Origin of the sequence: Aquabacterium sp., from assembly GCF_048860245.1 — a bacterium.
Taxonomy (GTDB): domain Bacteria; phylum Pseudomonadota; class Gammaproteobacteria; order Burkholderiales; family Burkholderiaceae_C; genus Aquabacterium.
In genome coordinates, this window is the sequence record NZ_JBLIZW010000070.1 from 25,994 (window position 1) to 46,016 (window position 20,023).

Consider the following 20,023-nt stretch of genomic DNA (forward strand, 5'->3'; position numbering starts at 1 on the left):
GTCATGTCACGCTCACCCTTGATCTGGTGCATTGCCGGACACGACAGCGCAGGCGGCGCAGGCCTGAGTGCCGATCTGCGCGCCGCCGATGCACTGGGCGTGCATGGCTGCCCGGTGATCGCGGCCACCACGGCGCAAAACTCACTTGGGGTTCAGGCCGTGAGCCCCACGCCACCCGAGGTGCTGGCGGTACAACTGGAAGCGCTCTCGCAAGACTTGCCTCCATCGGTGATCAAGACTGGCCTGTTGGGCAGCGTACATGCCATCGAACAGGTGGCCGCATGGGTGGATCGCTGGCGCGCACAGGCACCGGCAGGCGTCGACCCACACCGGCAGCTGGGACTGGTGATCGATCCGGTGCTGGGTGCCTCTGCAGGCGGGGCCTCGTTTGCAGACGACGCCCTGGTTCAGGCCTACCGCGACCTGCTGCTCCCCCGGGCCACGGTGATTACCCCCAATCGAGCCGAAGCGCGCGTCCTGCTCGGGATGCCGCACACACACGCGGGGCGCGATGACGCGTTGCCCGCATTGGCACGACGACTCAAAGCCATGGGGCCACGTAGCGTGGTGATCACGGGTGGCGATGCGGCCGATGCCGGCCCACATTGCAGGGACTGGCTGGACACGCCCCACGCGTCAGGCTGGATGGTGACGCCCCGCATGCCAACCCAACACACCCACGGCACAGGCTGCACCTTTGCCAGCGGCGTAGCCAGTGCACTGGCGCTGGGCCATGTCGAAGCCGATGCGGTGGTGCTGGCCAATATGCTGACGCGAGACGCCTTGCAAAACGCACGCGTGGCGGGCAGCGGCCCCGGCCCAGTCATCGCACGCGCAGGCTTTGCCCGATCACCCCGGGCAGGCGGTGCCCCACTGCCCTGGCTGGGGCTGGCAGAAGATCCCCCCTGGGCTCTCTCCCACGGCATGCGCGCGTTTGCGCCCTTCGTGCCACCCGGCAACGGGCTCTATGGCATCGTGCCGGACAGCGATCAGGTGCAGCATGCTGTCCATGCCGGCTTGCAATGCGTACAGCTGCGGCACAAGTCGCACGAGGGGGCGCGGGCTCACATCGCCGCAGCGTTGCAGGCCGTTCGGCAACAAGACGTTCAGCTCTTCATCAATGACCATTGGCAAGACGCGCGGGAGGTCGGGATGGCCCGCGAGCACATGTCAGGATGGGGGCTGCATTTGGGGCAGGAGGACTTGCTCTCACTCACAGCAGACGATCACGCGCAATTGCTGTCGGCACGTCACGCCATCACACTGGGATTGAGCTCCCACAGCTTGTGGGAGCTGGCACGTGCGGCCGGTTGCGGGGCCAGCGTCATCGCTTGCGGCCCGGTTCACCCCACAACCACCAAAGACATGCCGTGGCGCCCACAAGGTCTGGACAATCTGAGTTGGTGGGTCGCCCACAGCCCGGCCCCTGTGGTGGCCATTGGCGGGCTGCTGACGCCTGATGACGTTCAGGATGTGGCGCGCAGTCGCCCTGCCGCCGCCTGCATCGTTCGCGGGCTGGGGAACACGTCCTCCGCCATGCGCCAGGCCGTGCAGGCCCTGCGCACGGCCTGGCAAGCCGGCTTGGCTTTGTCGCCCATGCCAATCCCACCGTTGCCACACCCTGTTTTGCCGCATTCGGGAATTTGAGCGATATCCGACGAACTTCGCCGCGCCAGTCCTGCACGAGCCGTTCGATTCCTGATTAAATGTTCGCGTTCTTGTCACCTCTCGCATGACCTCGACGATCGGCTTTCGCGCCAACTGGCGCATCTACTTGTCCTTGTTAGGCTTGCCGCTGCTCGTCGTGGCCACGGCAACGGCGATTGCCGTGCTGGCCGTTCAGTTGCTGCGGACCAGCTTCACCTACGAAGCCACGCAAGCGCGCCTGAGTGTGCTGCGCACACAAGCCGTGCATGACCTCAAAGCCTTTGCGGTCAGCCGCCAGGATGTGGACTGGGTCGCCGCGCAAAGTGCGCTCAAACGCCTGGCCCTGGAGCGAGAAACCCGCGGCTGGCTGCTAAGCCAGCAGCCAGACAAGCAAAGCCTGGCCCGGAAGGCACTACACGAAGCTGGCTGGCCGCACGACGAAGTGGACATTCTGCTGTGGCCCTATGCCTGGCTGGGGTCCGATTGGGTGCCTGACTTGGCCCAAGCGCACTGGGACCGAATCGACAAGCAAGTCGAAGCGCTGACCACCGAAAGTGCCCGGTTGCAAGCCCTGCCTTCCGATCAGATTGCGGCCGCACTCTTGCGACTGGAGCAGATCGATCAGCGCATGAACGAGAGCAGCCATGCGCTCGACCGGCTGTGGTCACAGTGGTCAAACCGCATCGCCAACACCTTGGTCGCGGGCATTGCGCTGATGGCCGGATGGTTGGCATGGGTCAGCCTGCGACAGATTCGCCGCTCGTTGCGCAAGCAGCGCCAGCATGATCAAACCTTGGGCACGGTACAGCAACACTGGGAGTTAGCCTCCTCTGCGGCCCGGTTGGGCCTCTACAAGCTGGACAAAGACCGCGGCACCATCGAGTTTGATGCGCTGGCATCCAGCATGCATGGCCTGGCGGACAGCCCCCTGACGGTGACGCGCGAACAGGTGCGCGCCATGATCCTGCCCGACGATGTGGAGGCCACGCGGCAAGCGACCGATCAGGCGGGGGAACGCAACAGAAACTATCAGATTCAGTACCGCGTCCGACACCCGGACGGACAGATTCGGACCCTGGAAGCCACCGGCCGGGTGGTTCATGGCCAGCAGGGCCATGGCGACGCACTCGTGGGCGTTCTGCGCGATGTCACCGACGCCTTGCGGCAGGCAGAGCAGGCCATGAAGCGCGAGGCTGCCGAGCACGTCGCGCAAGCGCAGCGCGAATTCTTGTCCAGACTGAGCCATGAGTTGCGCACCCCGCTCAACGCCATCTTGGGCTTTGCACAACTGCTGGATATGGACGTCGATCAAGGCCTGTCGCAGGCACAGCATCAGCAAATTGAATGGATTTTGTCGGCAGGCAAGCAACTGCTGGCCCTGATTGAGGATGTGATGGACCTCAGCAAGGTCGAATCAGGCGAGATCCCCATGCATCTGGCGTCGGCCGACGTGATCGGCATCATCAAAGCCTGCATCCCGATGGTGGACGCAGCCAGGCGACAGCATCAGGTCATCCTGCTGGACCGCACCGATGCCGCACACCCGCTGCTGGCCACGATCGACAGCCAGCGACTGCGACAGGTGCTGGTCAATCTGTTGAGCAATGCGTGCAAGTACAACCGCCCCGGCGGCCATGTGACGATCGATGCGCACACAGATGGCGGGGAGGTGGTGATCGACATCGCCGACAACGGCATTGGCATGAGTGCCGAGGATGCGCGAACGCTCTTTCAGCCGTTCAAGCGCATTGCCTCGGCCGCAGGACATGCAGAAGGCACCGGCCTGGGTCTTTACATCGTCAAACAACTGGTCGAACGCATGCAAGGCAGCGTGGCCCTGGAAAGCTCACCCGGCGTGGGCAGCAAATTCACGGTGCGACTGCGCGCCGCCTGATGCCTTCAGTGGATCGGCCTCACTCAGAGGCCGTCTTCCAGCAGCCATTGCCGCAAGGTCCGCACCATGTCGCGGTCGTTGTGCAGCCAGGCGTTGTGACGATAGTCGTTGTAATAGGCTTCTTCCGCGGTTTGCGCAGCCAAAGCCTCATACACAAAACGCAGCACCATCTGGCCCGCCTGCGGCTCTTCAATGCGCATGGTCAGCCGAATGGGGGCCGTGTCGCCATGGGCCTCAGGCGTGAAGACCAGTTCCGTTTCTGGCGTGACCACGACCTCATCCACCAACTGATGCGGGCCAAAAACCTGCTTGCGCCGGTACACACCGGGCTCGGTTTCCTGCCACTCGCAGGACTCGGGCCCCATGGGAAAGCGCTGAGGCGTCAGCGCGCGGGCCATCAAGCCCCGCCAGAGCTGGGATCGGGTCAAGGTGGGCGTCACCATTTGCAGGTTGCTCGCCGGAGAATTGATTTCAATCAGGTGTTCAAAGCGCATGGCGCAAGCTTAAACCTGACGCAATACCAGCATGCGTCAAACAGCTTCTTTTGACGTCAAGCATGTCACCCGACAAGAGGGCTACACTGGCACCCGTTCCTGTTTTAACACCAGCCGCGTTCAGGCGCGGACCTCGCTCATGTCCCAGTGCACGACTTCTGTTCCTGCTGCTGATCAGGCTGCCAAGCCCATTCAGCTCGTGCCCAAGAAATCCGTTCTCAACAGCCATGGCTGCGGAGGGGATTGCACAGACCCGGACTTCCTGAACGGCCGCTGGCCTCGCGCCGCAGTGCTGGCGTTGTTCAACCTGCCCTTCAACGATTTGCTGTGGCAGGCTCAGCAAGTGCACCGTGAGCACTGGGACCCCAACGAAATCGAACACGCGACGCTGTTGTCCGTCAAGACGGGCGGGTGCCCGGAAGACTGCGGCTACTGCCCTCAGTCGGCGTCGTATGACACGGGTGTGGAAGCCAGCAAACTGATGTCGCCCGAGCAAGTGCGTGAAGCCGTGGTGGCTGCGCGCGATGCCGGCGCCAGTCGCTTCTGCATGGGAGCAGCTTGGCGTGCCCCGAAAGACCGCGACATCGAAAAGGTGGCCGAGCTGATCGGCGTGATCAAGGCCGAAGGGCTGGAAGCCTGCTGCACCCTGGGCATGCTGACCGACAGTCAAGCCTCGGCACTGAAAGATGCGGGACTGGATTACTACAACCACAACCTCGACACCGCGCCCGAGCTGTACGGCGACATCATCACCACGCGGGATCTGCAAGACCGCCTCGACACGCTGGGCCACGTCCGCAACGCCAACATCAAGGTGTGCAGCGGCGGCATCATCGGGATGGGTGAAACGCGTGAAGGCCGTGCGGGCTTGATCGCGCAATTGGCCAACCTGCCCACCTACCCGGAATCGGTCCCCATCAACGATCTGGTGCGGGTGCCGGGCACGCCGCTGGCCGAGACCCCTCAGCTGGATCCATTGGAGTTTGTGCGCACGATCGCCGTGGCCCGCATCACCATGCCAAAGGCCCGTGTGCGCTTGTCTGCAGGTCGCCAGCAAATGAGCGAAGCCGTGCAGGCCATGTGCTTCCTGGCAGGCGCCAACTCGATCTTTTACGGCGACAAGCTGCTGACCACTGGCAACCCCGAGTTCGAGAAGGACCAGGCCTTGATGGCCAAGCTGGGACTGCGCAGCGGCAAGGCCGTGACGGCCAAGGCCGACGCCCCCTGAAAGACAACAGCCCCGTCACCACGCTCAGTGGCAACGGGGCTGCATGCGACCTGAATCAGATCAGAAGCGATAGCCGATGTAGGCGCCCGCAATGACGGGGTTCAGCGTTGCATCGATCTTTTGGCCCGTGCTGAGCGTGGCCGTCACTTTCAACAAGGTCTGCCCGACCATGGTCTCGACAAAGAACTTGTCGTTGACTGCGTACGTGAACCCAATCTGAGGCGTCAGGGCAAACTTGTCACTGACACGCATCGTCGTGCGGCCACCTGGATCGGTGATGGCCGTCAGCGTGCCATTGCCCGTTTCCTTGATGAACGACACATAGGTCAGCCCCAAGCCCACATACGGGCGGCATTTCGACTTGGCATCGTAAAAACGATACTGGGTGAACAAGGTGGCCGGCACCACATCGACTTTGCCGATTTCACCAACATTGCCAATGGCACCATCACCCTTGATGTGATGGGTAAACGGCACGGCCAGGGGCACATCGAACGACACGTGGTCGGACCACATGTAGCTGATGCCGCCGCCCAGCGTGACCGCACTGTCCACCTTGATGCGGGTATCGGGCAAAGACGGTGCCGTCATCTCCCCGCTGTTCACCTGTGGGGCGATCAGCATGGGACCCGCACGCAGCATCCAAGTGCCTGCCGACTGCGCTTGGGCCCCTTGCATGCCAGCCACACAGGCCAGCACGGCCACGCACACGTTACGCAATTGCTGAGTCATCTCGTCCTCCTGCTCAGAGCCAGCCGGCTTCGGTCAAACGCTTGGCCACCATCTGAGCCAGCAACTGATGCCCATAAGGGGTCGGGTGGAAGTTGTCCGCGTAGAGGTACTTTTGCCACCATGTGGTGGTGCCATCGGCACCCGCTGTCGGAGTGATGGCAGAGGCATTGGTGTCGGTACACGCGACCACCGTGGAGGGGGTATCCAACCCGGTCACGCCAGGGGCCAAGGTGCCGCCATGGTTAACGATCTGATCACAGACGGTTTGCGAGACATTGCTCAAACCATACTGCGACGGCGAGTCCATCTCGCTGTTGAAGTTGGTGTAGAAGTCCACGACCACCACTTTGCTGGCATAGCTGGCCACGTTCGCAGCCAGGCGCGCGTTGAAGGCCTGAATCCATGCAGTGGCGATGGTTTTCAGCCCCGTTGCGCTGGCTGTATCGAGTCCCGCCAGAACCGCCTGGAAGCGAGGGGTTCGGGTGACGTCCAGGATGTTCAGGATGGCCACACGCTGTGCGCCTTTGTCCAAGGCATTGGTCACCACAGAATTGACCAACTTGTCCGCCAGGGCCTGGAAATACAGCACGCCAGCGGCCGCCGCATTGGGGGCTGCGGAGAGTTGCTCGCTCGTCAGCAAGGTCAGCATGATCCCCTGGAACGTGACAGGCATCTCCAATGCGGTCAGCACCGTGGCCATGTCATTGGCCGAGGCCTCGCCCACGATCAGCACGTCTTTGCTGGAGAAGCCGGCGTTGCCCGCATCGACGAGTTGCTTGATTTGCGACATGGGCACGCTCTCGACGGCCGTGGTCGTCCCGCCGCTGGTAACGGTGTAGTTCACGCGAGCCCCGGCCACCGCAAAGTTTGTGCACCCCGTGACACGCGTGAAGCTCACGCCGGAGTAGGCATTGCAAAAGCCGTTGATGCCATAAGTGGCGGCGATGCGCTCGGAATACACCTTGTAGCTGGTGCCGCCCGCCGCCTGAACGGTGAACTTGTAGCCAAAGGTGCCTGAGTCAGCCAGGCTGGCGCCCACGACCGTGACGGCTGTCGCCTGGGTCTTGGTGTCACCCGAGTTGCCACCGCCACCGCAGGCACTCAACAGCACAGCAGCAGATACTGCCGCCAACATGAATCTTGTCTTCACCACTCGTCTCCTCGGCGGAACGTCTGCCCGCATCGAAAACGATTGTGACCAACAGGAATAGTTGGCGTCACCTCGGGAAAACTAGGTGTTTGCTGCCAAAAGCGGACATTTGCTTGTCTTCACAGGCCACGGCCCACTCGCCACACCTTAGTCGCGCTTCTTGGAAACCCAGGCCCACACCATTTGCGCCTGAATGGGCTCCTGCCCGGACGCATCGGTGATTTTCACGGCCACAGTGACCTCGCCCTTGTCCTGGGTGCGGATCTGCTTGATCTGGGCCTCGGTCAAGTGCGCCTCTGCACGCATGTCGCCTTGCGAGCGCTTGAGGTAATCCACCTTCATGGTTTTGATCAGAGGCAGCTTGTCGTCGGGCACGTTCATCCCCACGCAAAAGCCTGTCGCGGTTTCCGCCAGAAGCGCCATGGCAGCGGCGTGCACGCCCTGAATGTGGTTTTGCACTTTGCGCTGGTTGCGAATGCTGACCACCACGCGCTCGGTATCGATCGCTTCGTAGCGCAAGCCTGCGGTTCCCACCAACGGCACCGCACGCCCCAGCACTTTGCTGATCGCCCAGGTACGCAGCGGAGCGGGCAATTTGTCAAATTGGCGAACAGTGCGAGCCAAGCGATTGGGTGCGGTCATGGGCAAAGTGTCAAAGGCGGTCAAAGAATGATCGACATGGTAACGCGTCCCATTGAGGCCACATCGATCGATGGACCCGATGCGTCAAAGTGCCGCAAATGCAAGAAATACCCAGCGACACGCTCACACTTTCGTTTGTCATCATTTGTACACAGGCGTAGTCTGGCGGTTTGATATTTCCGAATCAGCACAGGAGACCGCAGACGATGGCCACAAAATCCACCACGGCACGCAAAACAACTCGAACCACACGCACGCCCGCCGCGAAAACCCGCAATGCGGCGGTCCGTCGAGCCAGCGCTGGAGACATCAGCCCATCGCACACCCCGGAAGGGGTCGAGCAGTTTGTGGCCACTCAGGCCACCGAGGCCAGTCAGCAGCATCAGGTGGCCGCGCTGAAGGACATCGTGACGCACACTCGCCCCGAAGCGTTGGCGGAAGTGATCACCACGGTGCTGAAAGGAACCTCCCCCGACGATGCGGCGGTGCTGCGCCATGCTCTGCGCGGCTCGCTGGTTGAACCGCCTGTGCGCGTGGATCCGGACGAAGTGCTGGCGCCGAACTGGCGTGATGCTTCGACCTACCCCTACAAAAACCTCATGTCTCGCAAGAGCTATGAGAAGCAGAAATACCGCCTGCAAGTCGAGTTGCTGAAACTGCAGGCCTGGACCAAGGCCACGGGGCAGAAAGTGGTCATCCTGTTTGAAGGCCGGGATGCAGCCGGCAAGGGCGGCGCCATCAAGCGATTCATGGAGCACTTGAATCCACGGGGCGCGCGCGTGGTGGCCCTGGAAAAGCCGTCGGACCACGAGAAGGGCCAGTGGTACTTCCAGCGCTATGTGCAGCATCTGCCCACGGCGGGCGAGATCGTGCTGTTTGACCGCAGCTGGTACAACCGCGCGGGCGTGGAGCGCGTCATGGGGTTCTGTACCGACGCCGAATACAAGGAGTTCATGCGTCAGGCGCCCGAATTCGAGCGCAATCTGGTTCGCTCAGGCGTGCACCTGATCAAGTTCTGGTTCTCGGTGAGCCAGAAGGAACAACGCCGCCGCTTCAAGGAGCGCGAGACCCATCCGCTCAAGCAGTGGAAGCTGTCGCCCATTGACAAGGCCTCGCTGGACAAGTGGGATGACTACACCCGCGCGAAGGAAGCCATGTTCTTCCACACCGACACGGCCGATGCCCCCTGGACCGTGATCAAGAGCGACTGCAAGAAGCGCGCGCGCCTGAATGCCATGCGCTATGTGCTGCACAAATTGCCGTTCACCAACCGCGACATGGATCACATCCCTCAACCCGACCCGCTGCTGGTGGGCCGGGCCAACGTGGTGTACGAGCAGGGCGAGCACCCAGGCATCACGCCAGCCAGCGAATGACCACGTTGATGTCAAGCTGAAAACAAAGAGGCCCCAAGGGGCCTCTTTGTCATTGCGCGCCTGGAAGCCGATCTTGCGCGACGCGGCCATCAACCAGTTCAACGACCCGGTCACATTGCGCGGCCAGGCGTGGATCATGGGTCACGATCAGGAAGGTGGTGCCGGCGTCGCTGTGAATGCGGCGCATCAAGGCAAACACCTCTGCAGACGATTGCGTATCGAGGTTCCCGGTGGGCTCGTCTGCCAGCACGAGTTGAGGCTCGAGCATGAGGGCCCGCGCCATGGCCACGCGCTGCTGCATCCCGCCGGACAGCTCGGCCGGTTTGCGGTGAAGGGCATGGCTCAGCCCGACGGCTTCGAGCAACTGCGTGGCACGCTCGCGCGCCCGATCCGACACCTGCCCCTCCCGGGACAAGGCGGGCAAGCACACATTTTCCAGCGCAGAAAATGCCGGCAAAAGGTGGTGAAACTGAAAGACAAAACCCAGGGTGTCTCGCCGCATCCGGGTCAGGCCATCGTCATCGAGGTCCTGGGTGGACTGTCCGGCCAAGGCGTACTGCCCAGCGGTGCTGCGCTCCAGCAAACCCAGAATGTTGAGCAAGGTGCTCTTGCCCGACCCCGAAGGGCCAATGAGTGCCACAAACTCGCCGGCGTGCAAGGTCAGGTTCAGACCGTGCAGCACCTCGACCTCGTTGGCCTGCCCCACGTTGTAGGACTTGCGCAGTTGCGTCAATTGAACCAGGGGCGTCGCACTCATCTCATGTCTTTCACAAGCGAATGGCTTGGGCCGGGTCCATTTGTGCGGCACGCCGTGCGGGCGCCACGGCAGCCAGCACACCCGCCAACAAGGTCACGCCCACGATCTGCATGGCCATCTCGGGTGCCAGCGAAATGGAGAACAAGGGCAGGCCATCGGATCCCTTCACAAACGTGGTGAAGGCCTTGATCAACGCCACCGCCAACGCCACCCCCAACACGGACCCGAGGGCGGCCACCACCGTGCCTTGCAGGAGGAACACCCGCTGAATCTGTGCACGAGAACTCCCCATGGCACGCAGGATCCCGATCTCGCGCTGCTTCTGCACCACGGACACCACCAACACACTGGCAATGCCCAGCACCACCACCAGCATCACCACCGATCGGATCAACATGGTGCTGACACTTTGGGCGTTCAGGGCTGAAACCAGTTGCGCATTGGCTTCCTGCCAGCTTTCGACCTTGGTGGGCAACTCGCGCGCCAGGGTCTGGGCCAAAGCTTTGGCTTGCCAGACATCGTCGACCCGCAGATCAATTTGCGTGACCCCGCCCGGCAAATTGAGCATGGTCTGCGCCGAACGCAAGGGCACGATCACCACGCGCCGGTTGAGGTCCTTGATCCCCAGATCGACCAAGCCGGTCAAGCGCAGAGATTCGCTGCGGTCGTTCGTCGACACGGTGATGCGATCCCCCACCCGGACGCCCAGATCGTCGGCCAGGGTTTGACCGATGATGGCGTCACCAGGGGACAAGACCAGCTGCCCTGTCACCAGCTTTTGACGCAGGCTGACGATGCGGTCGTACTGCGCCAAGTCGACCCCTGACAAGGCCACGGCACGGGTGGCTTCGCCCCGGCGCGCCAGTGCAGCCCCCGCCACCATGGGCGACACGGCCGAGACCCCTTCACGCTGCGAGAGCAAGGACACCATGCCCTGCCAATTGGTCAAGGTTTGCAGGCGTTGCGCCCGGGCCTGCGTGTCCGTCCAGCGGATTTCCCCCTCAGCCGCCGGGGGCAGCGCTGGCGTGACCTTCTCGTCCTGTGGCGACAGGGTGATGTGCGCCTGGGCCCCCAAGGTCTTGTCCAGGGTGTTGCGCTGCAAGCCGCTGATCAACGCCGAGATGTAGGTGACCACGGCCACACCCGCCGCCACCCCGACGATCATGAGCACGCTTTGGAAGCGGCCTTCCTTCAAAAAGCGAAGCGCCACCTGCCACTCGAATCCAAGAGAAAAGGACTTGAACTGCATGAGGGGCGCCAGCGCTTATCGCGCAAAGGTGGACGACATGCCAGCGGCCCCGTCCTTGGACAGCCCGACGGGTGCGGCGCTCAGCGCTTGAGCCGACAGTCGGCGCGCATGCAGGCGTGTTCCTTCGGCGAGCGTTGGATCCAGCAAGATCACATCGGCGTCCTTCAGTCCCTGCGTGACTTCAACATGGGACAAGCTGCGCAACCCCAACGTCACACTGCGCGCTCGCGCTCGCCCCCCATCCAGCACCATGACCACGCCCTGCTCCCCTTGCGGCCCCAGCACGATGTCTTTCACGGCTCGCAAAGGCACGGCCACCACATCCGACTTCTGGCCGGTCACCACTTCGACCGACAAGGTCATGTCTTCCCGCAAGAAATTGGGGCGAGGCCCGTCGACCACGAAGGTCACCTCCACCGAGCCACTCTGGGCATTGACCGTGGGGGACAAACGATCCACCCTCGCCTGAAAGGCCTGCTGTGGGTAAGCGTCGGCCACCACACGGGCACGTTGGCCGGCGATCAACTGGCCCAGATAGCGCTCATCCACCGGTGCCACCAGTTCTGTGGGACCCGTGACCGACAAGGACAACAAACCTTTTCCAGGTTGAACGATTTGACCGGGCTCGACCATGCGCGTGAGCACTTGCCCGGCGCCGGGCGCTCGGATGACGGCTTGATCCAACCGCGACCGGGCCACGTCCACTGCGGCCTTGGCGGCTTCCAGTTGGGCCACGGCCGCCTGCTGTTCGCTGCCGGTCGCGCCATTGGCCGCAACCTGAGAGCGGGCCACATCACGCTGTGCGCGGGCCACATCCACATTCCGGCGCGCTTCATCCAGTCGGGCCTGACTGTAGAACTGCGAGGCCACCAGGTCTTGCACCCGAGCCAGGTCACGTTCAGCGACCTGCAAATTGGCTTCGGCCTGCGCCAGCGCGGCTTTGGCGCTTGGCCACGACAAGGCTTGCTGCCCCTGCACCCGCGCTTGCGCTTGCTGCAGGTTGCCTTGGGCTTGCAACCAGTTCGCACGCCATTCGTCGGATTCGAGTTGCAGCAGTGGGGCGCCGGCCTGAACCCAGTCCCCCTCTTTGACCAGCACACGCTGCACACGTCCGGTCACGGTGGCCCCCACCTCGACGCGCGCCGGGGTTTTGACGCGCGCCGTGAACTGCAGCGTCCGCGTCAGGGCTTGTCGCGCCACCGGCACCACATCGGCCGCCACGGGGCGCCACTTCGCCCAGGCCACCACCGCGAGACACAGCACCGCCACCACGCCCAAAACGACGCGACGCTGGCGCCACCAAGGCGTCATCAATGCACTCATGGGGCCCGCTCCGGCCAGAAATCAAAGCTCGCGGTCATGTTCAGCACGCAAATGTGTGGGGTGCGATGAACTTACCACGAAGCCTGCAGCCAGGTGCCTGCAGGGCTTTGATCTGTCTCACCAGGGGGCGGTGTCGCCGCGCGCCTGCGCCAGCTGCGCACGCAGGGTGGCGACGGTCTGGAGCAGTCGGGCAATGGTTTCTTCAGGCGACTCGCCGGGCCGTGGGCCGTCCCCACCTTCGGCGGTCGGCTGCGCCGTAGCCGGTACGTCGTCTGGCGGCACATTCGCTTCGGGGGCTTTAGGCCGCGCGCGGGCCTCTCGCACCTGGCGAGCGGCTTGCTGCAATTCTTTTTTGCCACCGGCGACCGCAGCCACCTGCTCGTCCACCGGCAAGGTGGCCACGGCAGCGGCGGCGTTGATGGAAATGGTGCCCGCCTTCACGGCCTCGACCAGTTCGGGGGCAGCCTGCTTCTGAATCTTTTCGATGTGGCTGACCGTGGTGCTGCTCAAGCGGGCGGCGCGCGCCAGTGCCTCGCGGGTTTCCAGCGCTTCCAGTTCTTGCCGAGCCTCCGGGCTGATCTCGGGCGCCGATGCAGCGCTGGCCTCGCCCGCCGCCGCAGCGGCTTCGGCCTGCGCCGCGGCCAAGGCCGCCTGCAGAGCTTCGCGCCGCGACGCCAGGATCTCTTTCTTGCGCAAGGCCAGCACGCCGCGCTGGAAGTCCGACACGCTGCGACGCCCCAGATGCTGCTCGATCATCCACAGATGCACGTCTTCCATGCAGGTGAAGCGCGGGTTCTGAACCGTCTGAAACGGGATGCCGTGCTTTTGGCAGATGCCGTAGCGGTTGTGCCCATCGACCAGAACATCTCCCCACAGGACCAGGGCATCACGGCAGCCCTCGGCCAGGATGCTGCGCTCCAGCGCTTCGTGCTCGTCCGGCGTGAGCGGGTCGATGTAGGCGCGCAGTTCTTCAAGGACGGTGATGGTCATGGGCAAACAATTCAGGGATCACAACAAACGGGGCCGGCATCCTGCCACAAACCCGGCTCAACCCAGGTCAAATCGCGCCCGCAGCGCATCACAAAAATCGGGGCTGCCGCTGATCGACAAGGTATAGGTGTGGCGCGGCACGCCCGGTGCATGCTGTTGCACCACCACCCGGCTGTTGCGCTCGTCAAAATGCAGCACCTCTTCCAGCGTGAACTCTTGCTGCCCCTGCAGGTCATGGTCCCAGGCGAAGCCATCTTCCAAGGGGCCATGGGCTTCGCCAAAATGCTCGAACGCCCAGGCCAGCACCTGCGTCATCTCACCCAACACGGCCTGCACGTGCTCGGACCCCACGCTGGCCATGGCCTCGAAGGTCCCGATGCCGTCGGTGTCTTCGGCGTAGTCAAATTCAAGGTATTGCAGGGTCATGGTGAGGGTCTCACGAGGCTGACAAGGCGGGCACGGTAGCACGACTTTCAGGCAAGATCGAGCACGTCATCGCCACCTCGCTTTGCTACAAGGACCGTTTTCATGAGCGCCTCTGCCACGCCCTTCCAATGGGCTGATCCCTTGCTGCTGGACCACCAACTCCGCGAAGATGAGCGACTGATCCGCGATGCGGCACGCGACTACGCCCAAGGACGACTGGCCCCACGGGTGGTAGAGGCCTTCCGGCACGAGCGCACCGACCCTGTCATTTTTCGGGAAATGGGTGCGCTGGGTTTGCTGGGTGCAACCATTCCGGAGGCCTACGGCGGCGCGGGCCTCAACGCGGTGAGCTATGGCCTCATCGCCCGCGAAATCGAGCGTGTGGACTCGGGCTACCGCTCGATGATGAGCGTGCAGTCGTCGCTGGTCATGGTGCCCATCCATGAATGGGCGACCGAAGGCGCCCGCCGCCGCTACCTGCCCAAACTGGCGTCGGGCGAGTGGATTGGTTGCTTTGGCTTGACCGAGCCCGACCACGGCTCCGACCCCGCCAACCTGCGCACCCGCGCCACCAAGGTGGATGGGGGCTACACCCTGCGGGGCAGCAAGATGTGGATCACCAATGCCCCCATCGCCGATGTGTTTGTGGTGTGGGCGCAGTGCGAAGAGGACGGCCCCAAGGGGAGGCGGGATCAGATCCGGGGCTTTGTGCTCGAAAAGGGCTGGCAGGGCCTGAGCGCGCCGGCCATCCAGGGCAAGGTCGGCCTGCGAGCATCGGTGACCGGTGAGATCGTGATGGACGATGTGTTCGTGCCCGAGGACAACGCATTCCCGACCGTGAGAGGGCTCAAAGGCCCGTTCACCTGCCTGAACAGTGCCCGCTACGGCATTGCCTGGGGGGCCTTGGGGGCGGCCGAGGATTGCTGGTTCCGCGCCCGCCAGTACGTGCTGGACCGCCAGCAGTTCGGACGCCCCCTGGCAGCCAACCAACTGGTGCAGAAAAAACTGGCCGACATGCAAACCGAGATCACGCTGGGCCTGCAAGGCGCGTTGCGACTGGGGCGCATGAAGGAAGAAGGCACCGACTCGGTCGAGATCACGTCCATCATGAAGCGCAACAACTGCGGCAAGGCCCTGGACATTGCCCGCATGGCCCGGGACATGATGGGTGGCAACGGCATCAGCGACACCTTCGGCGTGGCCCGGCACTTGGTGAACCTGGAAGTGGTCAACACCTACGAGGGCACCCACGACATCCACGCGCTCATACTGGGTCGCGCCCAGACCGGCATCCAGGCCTTCTTCTGAACGGCCCTCGCCAGCCGCCATGCAAGCCTTTTACGCCGATCATTTCGTGTTACCCCTGCCTGTGGGGCACCGCTTCCCGATGGCCAAGTACGCCCTGCTGCGCGACGCCCTGGTCCAGCATCTGCCTGCCGTGCAGTTGGCCGAAGCCACCGCCGCCAGCGATGCCAACCTGGCCCGCGTGCACACGGCGCGCTACATCGAGGCCGTCACACAGGGCAGCCTGAGCGCGGCTGAGCAACGCGAGATTGGCTTTCCGTGGAGCCCGGCCATGGCCGAACGCGCCCGGCGCTCCGTCGGAGCCACCTTGCAGGCCGCCGACGCCGTGCTCAACGGGGCTGGCGTGGCGGCCAACCTGGCCGGCGGCACACACCACGCGTATGCCGACAAGGGCAGCGGCTTTTGCGTTTTCAACGACGCTGCCGTGGCAGCGCGGGCCATGCAGGCCCGGCGCCCAGGCCTGAAAGTGGCCATCGTGGACCTGGACGTGCACCAGGGCAATGGCACAGCCAGCATCTTCCAGGGCGATGACTCGGTGTTCACGCTCTCCCTGCATGGCGATAAGAACTTCCCGTTTCGCAAAGAGGCCAGCGACCTTGATGTGCCCCTGGCCGATGGCTGCACCGACAGCGATTACCTGCCCGCCCTGCACCACGCGCTGGAACAACTGGATCAACGCTTTCAGCCGGATGTGGTGATCTACCTGGCCGGCGCCGACCCACACGAGGGCGATCGCCTCGGACGACTCAAGCTCAGCGACGACGGCATGGCCGAGCGGGATCGCGCCGTGCTGGATTGGGCCTGGCAGCGGCGCCTGCCCGTGGTGCTGACCATGGCCGGGGGCTACGGCCACGACATCCACAGCACCGTCCGCGTGCAACTGCACACCTATCGCATCGCCCTGTCTTACTGGCAGCGCTGGCATCCTTCGGCCGACTTGCTCGCCAACGCGTGACAAGTCCTGCGGCAAGGGGTAAGTTCTCGGCATGCCCACCGCAGCCCCCCCACCCGACGATGCCAGCCCGCTCATGGCGCGCAGCCGGGCCATGGTGACTGCGCTGCAGCAGCAATGGGGCGCCCAGTTGATCGAAACCCACATCTCGTGGGTACTCATTCATGGGCAGCACGCCTGGAAAGTCAAAAAGCCCGTCTGCCTGCCCTTCGTGGATGCCCGACTGCTCAGCACCCGCCGCCATCTCTGCGAAGAAGAATGGCGACTGAACCGACGGTTGGCGCCCGCCTTGTACCTGGGCGTGCAGCCCATCACCGGCACCGAGACGAAGCCTGTCGTGAATGGCCCGGGCGCGGCACAGGACTACGCCGTGCACATGCAGGCCTTTGCCGCCGATGCACTGGCCAGCACAGCCTTGAAGCAAGGACGCCTGCAAGCTCGCCACCTGGAAGATTTCGCCCCAACCTTGGCGCGCTTTCACCGTGCCGCACGTGGCCCGTTGCCGGGGCCGCATCTGGGCGCCCCCGCCAACCTGGTCAAGACGGTGGAGGCCGTGGTGGCCCAACTGGCCGCGTTTTACCCCGCCGAGCCGTTGGCGGCCATCACCACCTGGCTGGCCGAGCAGGCGCAAATCTTGCGCCCGCTGTGGCTGCAACGTCAGCGCGACGGGCACGTGGTGGAGGGCCATGGCGACCTGCACCTCGACAACCTCATCCTGCAAGAAGACCAGCTTCAGGCCTTCGACGGGATTGACTTCAATCTGGAGTTGCGCTGGATCGATGCCATGCAGGACATGGCCTTCCTGGCCATGGACCTGATGGCCCACGATCGCACCGACCTGGCCGCCGTGTGGCTCAACGCCTACCTGGACGCCAGCGGGGACCACGCTGGCCTGCCCTTGCTGCGACATGCCATGGTGTACCGGGCCTTGGTGCGCGCACTGGTCGCGCACTTGCGCGGCCCGGATCACGCGGCCGAAGCACAGCCCTATTTGCGTCTGGTGCACCGTCTGATGGCGTCCGGCGATGTGCGACTGCTCATCACGCACGGGCTGTCGGGCTCAGGCAAAAGCCACCTCAGTGGGCAACTGCTGCAGCGCACCTTGTGTGTTCGCCTGCGCTCGGATGTCGAACGCAAGCGATTGTTTGCGCACACCTCGCCCCAATCGCTGTACAGCACGATGGCCTCCGAACAGACCTACCAGCACCTGCGCAGTCTGAGTCAGATGGCCCTGCAAGCAGGCTGGCGCGTGATCGTGGATGGCTGTTTTTTGAAGCGGGCGCAACGCGACGCTTTCCGGGCCTTGGCGCACCAACTGCACGCCCCCTTTGCCATCGTGCATTGCGAGGCCCCGGTCGCCGAACTGGAGCGGCGCTTGATCGCCCGGCAAGCGCAAGGGCAAGACCCCTCGGATGCCGACATCCACGTTCTGGCTCAACAGCGGCACGCGCCACACCAACTGGATGCAGATGAGTGCGATGCCGTGTTAGCGGGTGAGCAAGCGCCCGATGCGATCGTGTCCGCGTGGCTCAAGCGGACGGCTTCTTGATCCAGGGGCGCATCATGCCCTCTTGCGCGGTCGAGGCCACCAGGCGCCCATCCCGCGTGTAGAAATGGCCGCGACACAAGCCTCTCGCCCCACCGGCATTGGGTGAGTCGATGTCGTAAAGCAGCCAGTCGTCCAAGCGGAAATCGCGGTGGAACCACATCGCGTGATCAATGCTGGCCAGGCGAATGTCGCCTCGCAACAGGCTCAGGCCATGCGGTGCAATCGCAGCCAACAGCAAGCCATGGTCCGAGGCATAAGCCAGCAAGGCGCGATGCATCAGTGGGTCATCGGGCAGCGCATCCATGGCTTTGACCCAGATTTGGGTGGCGCCCTCCCTCGGCTTGGGATTCAAGATGTCCACGTCCTGAACACGACGGAACTCCAGCCCCCGAGGGGCCAGCGCTTTCTCTCGCAAAAAGGCGGGCAGCATCGGCAAGATGGCCTGGCGTTGGGCGTACTCGCTGACCAGCCCTTCTGGGCCAGCCACCTGAGCCATGGGGAACTGATGCTCCGGGCCGGTGTCAGCCGTCTGGAAGGAGGCGGTCAACTCGAAGATGATCTTGTCACGCTGACGCGCAGTCACCCGACGCATGCTGAAACTGCCCCCATCGCGCACGCGGTCCACCTCGTACTGAATGGGCATGTGTTCGCCCGGCAGCAGGAAATACGCGTGCAAGGAATGGATGGCACGACCTTCCGGGGCCGTGCGGCTGGCCGCCATCAAGGCTTGACCCAACACCTGGCCACCAAACACGGCGGGCGTTCCGATGTCATCGCTTTGCGCCTGAAAGCGGTCGGGCCCGATCTCCTCCAATTGCATCAAAGCCAGAAGTAGATCAACTTGTTCTGAGGCATTCGGCGGCATCATGGATTGCAACAAACGGAAAAAACTTGACGCGGCAAGTATTACCCGGGACGGCGGCGCTCGTTACATGGATGACAATCGATGCGACGCATATGCACCACAGACATAAACGGACATGAGGGCGATTCTGCGTCGCGCCCTACCGCCCGAGAGAGGCAGGAGGAGACCATGGACATCACACTGGATGCGGTATCCAGCACCTTGTTGATTCCGCTGGCCGCGCGTGCCCAGGGCGGTGCAAGTTTCCCGTGGATGGCCTGTCAGGACCGGCAGGCAGCCGCCACCCTGTCCGAGCTGAACGTGGATGTCAGCATCTACCTGCGTGACCACGCCACCGTGCTCAACATCTTGTGGCGCACGCAGGTGCTGAAGCAGGCGGGCCAGGACTTCTTTGCGCATCACCCCGAGAGCCTGGGCGCCTGTCTGGGGTGTGGCCTGTCCGATCATTTCCAGTGGTTCGATCAAGGTCGCAACCATTGGATGGATGTGGACCTGCCGGCCGTGATGGCCCTGCGCCAACCCTTGATTCCCATGCACTCGCGTCGGCAGACCCAAGGCAGCAGTTGCCTGAAGGAGCCAGGATGGTGGCAGCGACTGGGCCTGCCCAGCGGCCCGCAGGCCAAGCCCGTCTTTCTGCTGTGTGAGGGGGTGTTGATGTACCTGACGCCCGATCAGGTCGCCAACGTGCTGCGGGAATTCGGCGAGCACGCCCCCGCAGGCTCCCGCTTCCTGCTCGACACCATGTCGCATGTCGCCATTGGCATGGCCAAGTACCACCCCAGCGTCAGCCGCACAGGGGCCGAGTTTCGGTGGGGCCTGCGCAGCATGGACGAGTTGACGGCGCCCCATCCACGCCTGCGTCTGCTGTCCTCACGCAGCGTATCGGAGTGCTATGGGCTGACCGGACAAGCCACCGAAGCGCTCTGGCGCCCATGGATCACCACCCCCATGTACGGCATGGTGGAGTTGGGTGTCGACGCTCAGTGACTCCAGACCCAGATGCGGGCCCCGCTCATGTCCAGGCGGTTGATGGACAACTCGCCCACATTGCCGCCGTTGTAGTGGCCACCCACTTGTTGCAGCACCTGATTCACCGAGAAGGTGTAGTCCGACGGGGGGCCCACCACCATCAACTGGGTCACACCACGGCCGTCATACAGTGAGGCCTCCAGCGTGGTCCCCGCTGCTTGCAACCAGGCCGACTGAAAACTCTCGGCAGACAGGTCCAGCGCAAACACCCGTCCGTCAAAAAACCGCATGAGCGCCTGGGTCACCACATCGGTCGACAGGGTGGGCTCCGGCATCACGAAAATGCTCTCACGCCCTTGCACGTCACGCAGTTGCTCGTCACTCAATGGCTGAGATGACACCTTGAAAATGACCACGGCCAACAAGGCCAGCAAACTGACCACGCCCGTGTGTAACCACCACCGCATCCGCATGG

19 protein-coding genes are annotated in these 20,023 nt (G+C 63.5%); 8 read left to right on the forward strand and 11 right to left on the reverse strand.

The window, feature by feature from the left end; all coding sequences use genetic code 11:
- Positions 1-3: 3 nt before the first annotated feature.
- The gene (locus ACMV18_RS07735; protein ID WP_420817355.1) at positions 4-1,647 is read left to right on the forward strand and encodes a PfkB family carbohydrate kinase; all 1,644 of its coding nucleotides are present in this window, start codon (positions 4-6) and stop codon (positions 1,645-1,647) included.
- Positions 1,648-1,732: 85 nt separating this feature from the next.
- Positions 1,733-3,541 (forward strand): sensor histidine kinase, encoded by a 1,809-nt coding sequence (locus ACMV18_RS07740; RefSeq protein WP_420817356.1) that lies wholly within the window; start codon positions 1,733-1,735, stop codon positions 3,539-3,541.
- Between the two features lie 23 nt (positions 3,542-3,564).
- Here ACMV18_RS07740 and ACMV18_RS07745 read toward each other — a convergent pair whose 3' ends face one another.
- The gene (locus ACMV18_RS07745; RefSeq protein ID WP_374257537.1) at positions 3,565-4,035 is read right to left on the reverse strand and encodes an AtaL-like protein; all 471 of its coding nucleotides are present in this window, start codon (positions 4,033-4,035) and stop codon (positions 3,565-3,567) included.
- Between the two features lie 139 nt (positions 4,036-4,174).
- On the opposite strand from ACMV18_RS07745, the gene bioB reads away from it, so the two are divergent.
- The gene (bioB, locus tag ACMV18_RS07750; RefSeq protein WP_420817357.1) at positions 4,175-5,263 is read left to right on the forward strand and encodes a biotin synthase BioB; all 1,089 of its coding nucleotides are present in this window, start codon (positions 4,175-4,177) and stop codon (positions 5,261-5,263) included.
- Positions 5,264-5,323: 60 nt separating this feature from the next.
- Here the strand turns inward: bioB and ACMV18_RS07755 are convergent, their stop codons facing one another.
- The 3 genes from ACMV18_RS07755 to ACMV18_RS07765 form a co-directional block, all read right to left on the reverse strand.
- A complete protein-coding gene (locus ACMV18_RS07755; RefSeq protein ID WP_374257540.1) occupies positions 5,324-5,995 on the reverse strand; it encodes an OmpW/AlkL family protein in 672 nt (223 codons plus the stop codon).
- 13 nt (positions 5,996-6,008) lie between these two features.
- Positions 6,009-7,145 (reverse strand): SGNH/GDSL hydrolase family protein, encoded by a 1,137-nt coding sequence (locus ACMV18_RS07760; RefSeq protein WP_420817358.1) that lies wholly within the window; start codon positions 7,143-7,145, stop codon positions 6,009-6,011.
- A 147-nt stretch (positions 7,146-7,292) separates the two neighbouring features.
- Positions 7,293-7,787: a DUF4442 domain-containing protein gene (locus tag ACMV18_RS07765; protein ID WP_420817359.1), complete on the reverse strand. Its 495-nt coding sequence runs from the start codon at positions 7,785-7,787 to the stop codon at positions 7,293-7,295.
- 206 nt (positions 7,788-7,993) lie between these two features.
- On the opposite strand from ACMV18_RS07765, the gene ppk2 reads away from it, so the two are divergent.
- Positions 7,994-9,163 carry a polyphosphate kinase 2 gene (gene ppk2, locus ACMV18_RS07770; RefSeq protein WP_374257545.1) on the forward strand — a complete coding sequence of 390 codons (1,170 nt, stop codon included), beginning with the start codon at positions 7,994-7,996 and terminating at the stop codon, positions 9,161-9,163.
- Positions 9,164-9,212: 49 nt separating this feature from the next.
- Here ppk2 and ACMV18_RS07775 read toward each other — a convergent pair whose 3' ends face one another.
- From ACMV18_RS07775 to ACMV18_RS07795, 5 genes are all read right to left on the reverse strand, one after another.
- Complete coding sequence (locus ACMV18_RS07775) at positions 9,213-9,920, reverse strand: ABC transporter ATP-binding protein (RefSeq protein ID WP_420817360.1); 708 nt, start codon at positions 9,918-9,920, stop codon at positions 9,213-9,215.
- 10 nt (positions 9,921-9,930) lie between these two features.
- Positions 9,931-11,169: an ABC transporter permease gene (locus ACMV18_RS07780; RefSeq protein WP_420817361.1), complete on the reverse strand. Its 1,239-nt coding sequence runs from the start codon at positions 11,167-11,169 to the stop codon at positions 9,931-9,933.
- Positions 11,170-11,184: 15 nt separating this feature from the next.
- The gene (locus tag ACMV18_RS07785; protein WP_420817362.1) at positions 11,185-12,492 is read right to left on the reverse strand and encodes an efflux RND transporter periplasmic adaptor subunit; all 1,308 of its coding nucleotides are present in this window, start codon (positions 12,490-12,492) and stop codon (positions 11,185-11,187) included.
- A gap of 117 nt (positions 12,493-12,609) precedes the next feature.
- On the reverse strand, positions 12,610-13,482 hold the full coding sequence (locus tag ACMV18_RS07790) for a plasmid replication/partition related protein (RefSeq protein WP_420817363.1): 873 nt from the start codon (positions 13,480-13,482) through the stop codon (positions 12,610-12,612).
- Between the two features lie 57 nt (positions 13,483-13,539).
- Positions 13,540-13,908 (reverse strand): hypothetical protein, encoded by a 369-nt coding sequence (locus ACMV18_RS07795; protein ID WP_420817364.1) that lies wholly within the window; start codon positions 13,906-13,908, stop codon positions 13,540-13,542.
- Positions 13,909-14,010: 102 nt separating this feature from the next.
- Between ACMV18_RS07795 and ACMV18_RS07800 the strand changes: the two genes are divergently transcribed.
- The 3 genes from ACMV18_RS07800 to ACMV18_RS07810 are packed head-to-tail and all read left to right on the forward strand — an operon-like array spanning position 14,011 to position 17,714.
- Positions 14,011-15,216, forward strand: a complete 1,206-nt coding sequence (locus ACMV18_RS07800) for an acyl-CoA dehydrogenase (RefSeq protein WP_420817365.1) — start codon at positions 14,011-14,013, stop codon at positions 15,214-15,216.
- A 19-nt stretch (positions 15,217-15,235) separates the two neighbouring features.
- Positions 15,236-16,168, forward strand: coding sequence for a histone deacetylase (locus ACMV18_RS07805; RefSeq protein WP_420817366.1), 933 nt, complete (start codon positions 15,236-15,238; stop codon positions 16,166-16,168).
- A gap of 31 nt (positions 16,169-16,199) precedes the next feature.
- A complete protein-coding gene (locus ACMV18_RS07810) occupies positions 16,200-17,714 on the forward strand; it encodes an AAA family ATPase (protein WP_420817367.1) in 1,515 nt (504 codons plus the stop codon).
- Here ACMV18_RS07810 and ACMV18_RS07815 read toward each other — a convergent pair.
- Complete coding sequence (locus ACMV18_RS07815) at positions 17,695-18,534, reverse strand: acyl-CoA thioesterase (RefSeq protein WP_420817368.1); 840 nt, start codon at positions 18,532-18,534, stop codon at positions 17,695-17,697. The two genes, ACMV18_RS07810 and ACMV18_RS07815, sit on opposite strands and share 20 nt — an antisense overlap.
- Before the next feature lie 213 nt (positions 18,535-18,747).
- On the opposite strand from ACMV18_RS07815, the gene ACMV18_RS07820 reads away from it, so the two are divergent.
- Complete coding sequence (locus tag ACMV18_RS07820) at positions 18,748-19,566, forward strand: class I SAM-dependent methyltransferase (protein ID WP_420817369.1); 819 nt, start codon at positions 18,748-18,750, stop codon at positions 19,564-19,566.
- On the opposite strand, the gene ACMV18_RS07825 is transcribed toward ACMV18_RS07820, so the two are convergent.
- Entirely contained in the window at positions 19,560-20,021 is a 462-nt protein-coding gene (locus ACMV18_RS07825; RefSeq protein WP_420817371.1) for a hypothetical protein, read from the reverse strand. The genes ACMV18_RS07820 and ACMV18_RS07825 overlap by 7 nt on opposite strands.
- Between the last annotated feature and the right edge of the window lie 2 nt (positions 20,022-20,023).

Bases quoted from the DNA above. Each gene is read 5' to 3' on its own strand.
- ACMV18_RS07735 (WP_420817355.1), top strand. From the start codon at position 4: ATGTCACGCTCACCCTTGATCTGGTGCATTGCCGGACACGACAGCGCA.
- ACMV18_RS07740 (WP_420817356.1), top strand. From the start codon at position 1,733: ATGACCTCGACGATCGGCTTTCGCGCCAACTGGCGCATCTACTTGTCC.
- ACMV18_RS07745 (WP_374257537.1), bottom strand. From the start codon at position 4,035: ATGCGCTTTGAACACCTGATTGAAATCAATTCTCCGGCGAGCAACCTG.
- bioB (WP_420817357.1), top strand. From the start codon at position 4,175: ATGTCCCAGTGCACGACTTCTGTTCCTGCTGCTGATCAGGCTGCCAAG.
- ACMV18_RS07755 (WP_374257540.1), bottom strand. From the start codon at position 5,995: ATGACTCAGCAATTGCGTAACGTGTGCGTGGCCGTGCTGGCCTGTGTG.
- ACMV18_RS07765 (WP_420817359.1), bottom strand. From the start codon at position 7,787: ATGACCGCACCCAATCGCTTGGCTCGCACTGTTCGCCAATTTGACAAA.
- ppk2 (WP_374257545.1), top strand. From the start codon at position 7,994: ATGGCCACAAAATCCACCACGGCACGCAAAACAACTCGAACCACACGC.
- ACMV18_RS07775 (WP_420817360.1), bottom strand. From the start codon at position 9,920: ATGAGTGCGACGCCCCTGGTTCAATTGACGCAACTGCGCAAGTCCTAC.
- ACMV18_RS07780 (WP_420817361.1), bottom strand. From the start codon at position 11,169: ATGCAGTTCAAGTCCTTTTCTCTTGGATTCGAGTGGCAGGTGGCGCTT.
- ACMV18_RS07785 (WP_420817362.1), bottom strand. From the start codon at position 12,492: ATGAGTGCATTGATGACGCCTTGGTGGCGCCAGCGTCGCGTCGTTTTG.
- ACMV18_RS07790 (WP_420817363.1), bottom strand. From the start codon at position 13,482: ATGACCATCACCGTCCTTGAAGAACTGCGCGCCTACATCGACCCGCTC.
- ACMV18_RS07795 (WP_420817364.1), bottom strand. From the start codon at position 13,908: ATGACCCTGCAATACCTTGAATTTGACTACGCCGAAGACACCGACGGC.
- ACMV18_RS07800 (WP_420817365.1), top strand. From the start codon at position 14,011: ATGAGCGCCTCTGCCACGCCCTTCCAATGGGCTGATCCCTTGCTGCTG.
- ACMV18_RS07805 (WP_420817366.1), top strand. From the start codon at position 15,236: ATGCAAGCCTTTTACGCCGATCATTTCGTGTTACCCCTGCCTGTGGGG.
- ACMV18_RS07810 (WP_420817367.1), top strand. From the start codon at position 16,200: ATGCCCACCGCAGCCCCCCCACCCGACGATGCCAGCCCGCTCATGGCG.
- ACMV18_RS07815 (WP_420817368.1), bottom strand. From the start codon at position 18,534: ATGCAATTGGAGGAGATCGGGCCCGACCGCTTTCAGGCGCAAAGCGAT.
- ACMV18_RS07820 (WP_420817369.1), top strand. From the start codon at position 18,748: ATGGACATCACACTGGATGCGGTATCCAGCACCTTGTTGATTCCGCTG.
- ACMV18_RS07825 (WP_420817371.1), bottom strand. From the start codon at position 20,021: ATGCGGATGCGGTGGTGGTTACACACGGGCGTGGTCAGTTTGCTGGCC.